The 7,483-nt window shown below is 39.9% G+C and carries 7 protein-coding genes (1 of these 7 cut by a window edge); 1 reads left to right on the plus strand and 6 read right to left on the minus strand.

Annotation, left to right across the window (positions count from 1 at the left end; all coding sequences use genetic code 11):
- Window positions 1–367 precede the first annotated feature (367 nt).
- The gene (locus IGI77_RS09715; RefSeq protein ID WP_005226235.1) at window positions 368–1,732 is read right to left on the minus strand and encodes an FAD-dependent oxidoreductase; all 1,365 of its coding nucleotides are present in this window, start codon (window positions 1,730–1,732) and stop codon (window positions 368–370) included.
- Window positions 1,729–3,198, minus strand: coding sequence for a helix-turn-helix domain-containing protein (locus IGI77_RS09720; protein WP_010748448.1), 1,470 nt, complete (start codon window positions 3,196–3,198; stop codon window positions 1,729–1,731). The genes IGI77_RS09715 and IGI77_RS09720 overlap by 4 nt, the downstream gene beginning before the upstream one ends.
- 162 nt (window positions 3,199–3,360) lie before the next feature.
- Between IGI77_RS09720 and IGI77_RS09725 the strand changes: the two genes are divergently transcribed.
- On the plus strand, window positions 3,361–4,464 hold the full coding sequence (locus IGI77_RS09725; protein ID WP_438769929.1) for an SLC13 family permease: 1,104 nt from the start codon (window positions 3,361–3,363) through the stop codon (window positions 4,462–4,464).
- Between the two features lie 132 nt (window positions 4,465–4,596).
- On the opposite strand, the gene IGI77_RS09730 is transcribed toward IGI77_RS09725, so the two are convergent.
- The 4 genes from IGI77_RS09730 to IGI77_RS09745 form a co-directional block, all read right to left on the minus strand.
- The gene (locus tag IGI77_RS09730) at window positions 4,597–5,310 is read right to left on the minus strand and encodes a methyltransferase domain-containing protein (protein ID WP_005226238.1); all 714 of its coding nucleotides are present in this window, start codon (window positions 5,308–5,310) and stop codon (window positions 4,597–4,599) included.
- A complete protein-coding gene (locus tag IGI77_RS09735) occupies window positions 5,311–6,318 on the minus strand; it encodes a zinc-binding alcohol dehydrogenase family protein (protein ID WP_005226239.1) in 1,008 nt (335 codons plus the stop codon).
- 71 nt (window positions 6,319–6,389) lie between these two features.
- Window positions 6,390–7,451 (minus strand): hypothetical protein, encoded by a 1,062-nt coding sequence (locus IGI77_RS09740; RefSeq protein ID WP_060793107.1) that lies wholly within the window; start codon window positions 7,449–7,451, stop codon window positions 6,390–6,392.
- Window positions 7,423–7,483, minus strand: partial view of a hypothetical protein gene (locus tag IGI77_RS09745; RefSeq protein ID WP_005226241.1) — the final stretch only. Its footprint extends 851 nt past the window's final position; only the last 61 of its 912 coding nucleotides appear in the window; its start codon lies off the right edge, out of view; the stop codon is at window positions 7,423–7,425. Before IGI77_RS09745 ends, IGI77_RS09740 begins: the two co-directional genes overlap by 29 nt.

Consider the following 7,483-nt stretch of genomic DNA (forward strand, 5'->3'; position numbering starts at 1 on the left):
CAAATCATTTACACGTTCAATCGTTTAAATCTGTTGAAACCCCTGTGTAGTTCACACATGCTCATCCCAAGCTGGGCGTAGCTTTTCAGATAAAGGGTACTGATGAGCTAACGTTTCCATCCAAGGAACATTCGTCTGCCGATAACAATCCTTTACCAAAAATCGTTCAGTCATAAAATGAGCATCGTCATATTTTACGAGTTTCTTCATCAAAAAAGATAGCGATACCAGTTGGCATCAAAGCTCAGCACAACCCCACCTGGTTTTAATACGCGATACCTTTCATGGGCGCAATCGCTATTTTCTCCCGATTAACGTCAATTTAAAAAAACCTGCGATCATCGCAGGTTTATCAAGACTTACTATTTTACTTTAACAAGCCATCAAGGGCCAATTGATTCAAAAAGTGCAGTGGAAATGAGATGGTTGGATTGAAAAAGTAATCCATTGTTGCTAATTGGTGCAAGGTCGTCTTGCTATTGATCAAGGTTGAGATCGTATTGATGATCTCCAAACTTCCACGATCACTCGTAATGATTTGTCCCCCCATAATCACTTTCGTTTGCTGATCAAAAATCAGTTTTAACGTTACTTCAAAATCCTCATCTGTCGCGAAAAATGTCCGAGAATGAAATGTTTGCGTCACTGAATCTACTTCAAAGCCGTAATACGGTGCCTCGGTCTCATTAATACCTGAACTGCTGACGAAATAGCCAAACAATTTACTGACGACGGTCCGTTGCATTTTTGGAAAAGGAATTTTCGTTGTTCCCCGTTCATTTGCCAATAAATTGGTGGCAGCAACGATCCCGGTGCGGTAAGCATTTGTTACTAAAGGAATATACAAGGAGCTATCCGAATGATTAAATGGGATCGAAACAAGATCCCCAATTGCATAAATCGCTGGGTCAGACGTTTGCAAATACTCATTTGTCGATACCGTGCCATCCAGATTTAATTTCAGAAAATCTTCTACTAGCGCAACATTTGGACGTGGATTGACAGCATAAACGACCACGTCAGCTTGAATTTTCGTTCCATTTGACAGCTCAATTCCTTGATAATCGCCTTTCTCATTTTTGATCGTATGAGCGACATTGCTGTTAAGATAGATCTGCAAATTTTTAGGAAAGCGTTCCATCAAAATTTTGGCAATTTCATGATCAAAATAACGGAACAACAGCGTATCCATGCGATCGATCAAATGAACGGCTTTTTGTTGTCCGCTTAAAGATTCCGCTAATTCAAACCCGATCAGACCAGCGCCGACGATCGCAACGGTTTGGGCATTCTCGATTTTTTCTAATGCTTGCTTTGATTGACCAATGGTTTTGTAGGTCGTTATATGTGCTTCGACATCTGAGGCAAACTCCGAACGGAAAGTACTCGATCCCATCGCCAAAATCAAGCCATCATAACTCACTTCATCTTCTTGCTGATAAGATTCCGTTGATGTGACAAAATGAACCGTTTGTTCTTGCGGAAAGATTTTTGTGACTTCACTGTTTAGCATCACATTGATTCCTTCTGAAAGAAGTTCACTGGCAGTTGCCGTTTTGGAATCTTCCAAACGCTGAATGTAACCTTCCAGTACTAAATTCAAACTGCTGGCAACATAACCAAGAACGCTTGATTTTTCTATAATTATCACATCGACTTTTGGGTCAACTTTTTTTAAATGACGGGCAGCAGCAATTCCTGCATGAGAGCCTCCAATAATCACTATTCTCATATCTTTTCCAACTCGCTTTCAAGGTTCTCATTTCGTATTTCATCCACGATTTGATGAAGCCGCTCTTCTTCAAATGGGGTTGCACCACCTGTTAAAATCAATCGTTTTTTATAACGATAGCCTTCCGAGATCTCAGAATGATCTACGATCAATAGATCATAGTCCTTCTCCTTCGTCCCATCGAAGTGAATATTCGGATAGCCAGCCAATTCTTTGATCAAAAAGCGCCGTAAAAAGCCACTGCGTAATCGTGATTGAGTCAGTAAAATCCCTACCGTAAATGCTTTTTCCTGTTTTACTTGAATCCATTGACGGATCAAAAGCAATTCATTGGTCAAATGCTGCTTTTTCTCAAGAGAAAAGGACTGGTTTACGTTTTTCTCCAACTGTTCGATTGCTTGCTGTGCCACTTCGATCAAGCTCTCATTCGCAACACTTTGCGGCTGAAATTCAGCAAAGGCAATAATGCCGCCATGAATATACAACGCTTGGATCGTCACACTCGTCAAGAAGACGCGTAATTCCGTAGAAGTTTCTGTAGTCTTTCTTTCACTATCACCAATGGCCTGCAGCAGCTCCCCATTTAACGCATCGATCTCTTGGAAGAAAAGTGATTTTTGCAAGGAGTCATCCAGTGAAGGGCGAATCAAGCCTTCAGCTAATAAAAATAAATAGAAATATACCGTTTCATAATCGCTCCAGGATACGGCAAAACGACTGAGATAGCGCCCTAATATATTCCGCAAAAGCTGGAACATCGCTTCATTTTCCAATGACTTCAACAATGGATACGAGGCTTCATGCTGTTGCGAGCCGCGATAATCAAAACGGGCTTCCATAATGCCTAACCAAAGCCCGACTTTCCAACGCTCTGCTTGACTAAACGTTGTCTGCAACTGTTTTTCAATGACTCGAATCAAATTGTTGATGGCTGGTGCATTCAAGCGAGCGATCAATTCTTCATTGGGATAACTTTGTGAAAAAAACTGATAATAGAAAAAGCGAATCTGTTTTTCATCCCCAATCAATTTTTTATTTTTTAATTGGATGTCGAATTCTTTCAATAACTGATTGATCGCTTTGAATCGACGAAACAATGAAGCTTCACTCAACATCAGTTCTAACATCATTTTCGTCGTTGACTCATCTCGATGAAAAAACAAATACGACAATATCTGAAAATCGATTGCTTCTGAAAGATACGCATAAAAAAATTGCTTCAGGGAAAAATCAAGAGGCAATACCAATTGCACTTGATCATTTTCTGAATAGATCAAAGCTGCGTCTTCATGGAAAGCAGCTAAATTTTGATGAAGATTTTGAAGTTCTTTTTGCAAAGTGGGCGCGGAAATGGATAACGTTTTTGCAAGTTTTTTATAAGAGACTTCTGAGCCATTCTGAAAAAAAACAGCCAAAATTTGAAAATGTACCTGCTGATTTTTTTCAAGCAGCTGCATCACATTCATTCTTGAACCTCCTTCACCTTTCACATACTAATTTCCCAATTAATGAGTCGTTTGTCAACTATAAAAATTGCCTGAATGTCTTTGAGTTCGATGGAAAAAGCGTTATTTATTGTTCCTAAAGCATAGGAATGGTAAAATTCTTGAGAAGAAAGGTGGTGAACTATGGGAAAACGAATGTTAGCATTTTTTCGAACGGATCGATTATTTTCGATTTCCCTGCTACTAGCACTTATTGCGTGTTTTTTCGGCACCTTCCGTTGGTCGTTTATTGACTTTAAAGTGATTTTATCACTGTTTGGATTAATGTTAGTAATCAATGGGTTAGAAGAAGCTGGTCTTTTACGAGCATTTGGACAAAAATTAGTGGAAAAAAGTCGCAATCTGCGTGACTTGATCCGCGCAATCGTCTTGCTAAGCTTCTTCAGTTCGATGTTTTTAACAAATGACGTGGCTATCTTAACTTTATTGCCCATCTATTTACTCTTAACGAGGAAAGAACAACAGCACACCAGTGTCTTATTAGGCGCTGTCTATTTGATCGTAGCAGCCAATTTAGGAAGCAGCCTGTTTCCATTTGGAAATCCGCAAAATCTATTTTTATTTTCTTACTATCAGATTTCGCTGCCACAATTCATGTGGACTACCGGCACCTTTGTGGGACTTTCATTACTATTACTCCTTGTTTCGATCCAGCTCATCCCAAAGACTCCATTGGAAATCGCCCTGCAAGAAGAACCCTTTGAAAAAAAGCCAGCGCTGCTTAATGCAGGATTATTTGTTCTTATGATTCTTGGTATTTTTAGTGTTCTCCCAATTTCAATCGCCGTGCTTGTCGTCGCAGCCGTGGTTTGGTTTAGTAATAAACGATTATTTGCAAAAGTTGATTATCGGTTACTACTTACCTTTCTCTGCTTCTTCTTGATCGTCGGGAATATTCAAGACCTATCTCTGGTCACCGATCACATTCGACCGTATTTTCAAGAAACGCATCGCGCTTTTTTAGGTAGTATTTTACTCTCCCAAGGAATATCTAACGTTCCAGCAGCAATTTTGATTGCTCCTTTCACCGATTTAGAAAAAGCCGTTCTTTTGGGCGTCAATGTTGGTGGTTTGGGTACATTGATTGCTTCTTTGGCGAATTTGATTGGGTACAAATTATTGAAACAAGCCAGACCAAAAGAAGCGAGAACGTTTCAAAAGCTGTTTTTTATCGTCAACATCGTTTTTTTACTGTTATTAGGCAGCATCATATACCTTCTATTGTAGCAAATTCACTGTAAAACGAGATTCCAGCATAAGATGTTTCCAGTCAGCAGCCAAAAGAAGCCTAGCTCCTGTACCTGTTTCTTGATCTTATGTCAGAATCTCGTTTTTTCGATACCCATTGTGTGATTTTACTTAGGCTAAGAGAAGCTCAAAGGTGATTTTCGTTTGGCTTTCGACAGTCAATGCCTCACCAAAGACATGTTGAACCATTTGTTGCCGTTGTTCCAATGAGTACTCCTCCTCAAAATAAAGATGAAATATTTCTTGATCGATCTCCTCCTTCAAAATATACTCGAATTGCCGACTCTGCCAATCGATCACTTCTTCTGAAAACCACTTCTTGTACCAAGTGTTTAGGTTCAGGTCATTCTTCGCTGAAAGATTTTTTTCATATGGCTGAAACACGTTTTCTTCTTCTGTGATCATTCTTAGAATAATCAATTGATGGGCCTTTTTTTGAAACTGAAGCAATGTTTCCTTGTCTCTGACTGCTGGATTCATTGCCATAAAAATACAGGGCCAGTGCTGGTCTGCAGATAAAAAGTCTTTTTGGCTCTGCTGAACCAGATGGAGCTTGTTCATCGGATCTTCCGTCGTTTCTTCAATGATTTTTAACATTTCTTTTGAAAAATCAATTGCGTAATACTCATCTACATAAGGATAAAATGCTGAAATGTAGCGGCCAGTCCCCGCAGCAAAGTCAACGAAGGCCGATATCGGGAACACTTTCTGCTCCACCAAAAAAGCTGCTACCTCTTCGGCAATTTTCAATTGGGATTCTCTTTGAATCTGTGCATATTCTTGGGCAAATTCATCCCAAAACAGCATCGCTTCCTCTTCTTCCATCTAGCGGACGCCTCCAGTGATCACTGTCTTTCCTTTCGTTCCTTGCTCAACCGCTTTTGTAGCGAGCTTTAAGGTCTCGATGGTAATTCCTCCATCAAACGTTTGGACCGCAGTCGTATGGATCTTTTTGTCAGCGAGTAACGAGGCGATCCGTTGCAAAATGCTCCCTTGTGTTTCAATCATCAACTGAGCATCTGTTTTTGCGAACATATACTCCCAATAAAAATCGATGCCGAGGTTTTTAAATGGATTTAAATCTAGCGCTTCTTTCGTATTCACGATCATTCCGACTTTGCCAAACGGCAAGATTGCTTTCGTTAATTGTGGCAAATAGGCTGAGGCGTCATAAAAAATTGCAACGGCTGAAAAAGGCTCAGTGATTTGTTCAGCCAACGGCAAGCGATGATTAAGTACTTGATCCACTTGATTGTTTTTAAGCCATTGATCGTTCTTAGGACTCGCAGTGCCATAGACTGTCAATCCTGCCCATTTTGCTAGTTGCGCCGCAATTGAGCCAACACCACCGCTGGCATTGACCAATAAAATCGATCCTTCATTCGCGTTTTCTTCAGGCACATACCCAAATTTTTCAAAAAGCAATTCCCACGCTGTAATACTCGTTAATGGCATAGCTGCAAGATCGCCATCAGAAAAGCCGGCTGGTGCCTTTGCTGCGATCCGAGAATCAACTGTTTGGAACCTTTGATTCGCACCAGGTCGTTGTGTGGTTCCAGCATAAAACACCCGATCACCAACGGCAAAGCCATTAACTGCTGAGCCGATTTCTTTAACGATCCCAACGGCGTCATACCCTTGGATCTGGAACGCTTCACTTAAAGCAGTCATCTGCCGTCTTTTTGTATCGATTGGATTGACCGAAACTGCCTGTACTTCCACCAATAAATCATTTGCTTGGCAATTGGGTATCGGAATTTCCTTTTCAATAAATACATTTGACTCATCTAAAGATCGTCCTTCATAAAAACCTAGTGCTTTGTTTTTCATCATACTGCTCCTTCCAAAAAAAGTGCTGAATAGTTATAAAAACCATTCTAGCACTTTTAATGAATTTAGAACATTTATTCTTCACCTTCCACGACAAGCGGAACCAAAAATGGATAGCTTGTGAAGAAATCTAATAAGGATCGCTTCCATTGATCTGAATCAATCGTTAGTAAAGTGGACTCTGTATACAAATGGATCGTCAATCGTTGATTTTTATCAAGTAAAACAAGAATTTCGCCTTTGTTTTCTGTGATAAAATCATATTGCTGATTCTCCATTGTAATAATGAAAATTTGATCGAGAACTTCTGCTGCAACAGCAAAGTCCGTCTCCATATCGACAGCCAATGTTTGGGTATTGTCGATCAAGCTTGGTGAAACCGTAAAGCCTAATTCTTTTAAATGCGCCAATACCAAGTTGACATCATAATTAAAGAGCGAAAGCTGATTGACCGAGAAAATATTCTCCGCATGCCATTGACTGATTAAATGCAAAATCTGTTCATCATTGACAACCACCGACTGGGAGTTTGAATTGATAGTCAACAATGGCAAATAATTAGATTGATACGTAGAATTGACTGGATTAAGTTTGAAACTAAACTCGAGCTCCTTTGTTTCTGTTAAACGAAAACGGACATTGAAATGCTTTGTCTTCCATGTGTCATAGTTATCAGTAGCAGTTAAATGAATCGTTTTTAATGGTTTCAAGAATTCATAGGCATAGTATTCAAGCAATGTCTTTTTGGCGATCACCGAAATATCTTGATCTGTTAAAATCAACTGGCGGTAATGAGCAAGCAATCCAGAAAAATCAGCTTCCATAATTGATTTTCTCAATTTTAAATCAGCTAGTTCGTTTTCGGCTTGCTCAATAAGCGATTCGATTCGTTGGTGATCTTGCGCTTTTACAGCATAATAATCATCTTCGTAGTCAGTTTCTTCTTTTGCTGAATCAAAAGAATCATCCACTACATTTCCACTATCTTCTACTAAAGGACCGTCATTCACTAAGTCCGTCGCATTTGTTGATACGTTTTCCTCGACTTCATTAGCTCCTTCTGTTTGGACCTCTAGAGTCGGTTCCTGCTCCAGCAGCTGTGATTCCTCAGGATTCGTCTGCGTTTCTTTCGTCAACTTCAGTCAGCTCCTTTCCAGTATAGTGAGCT

Origin of the sequence: Enterococcus sp. DIV0213h (assembly GCF_051711285.1) — a bacterium.
GTDB lineage: Bacteria > Bacillota > Bacilli > Lactobacillales > Enterococcaceae > Enterococcus_D > Enterococcus_D casseliflavus.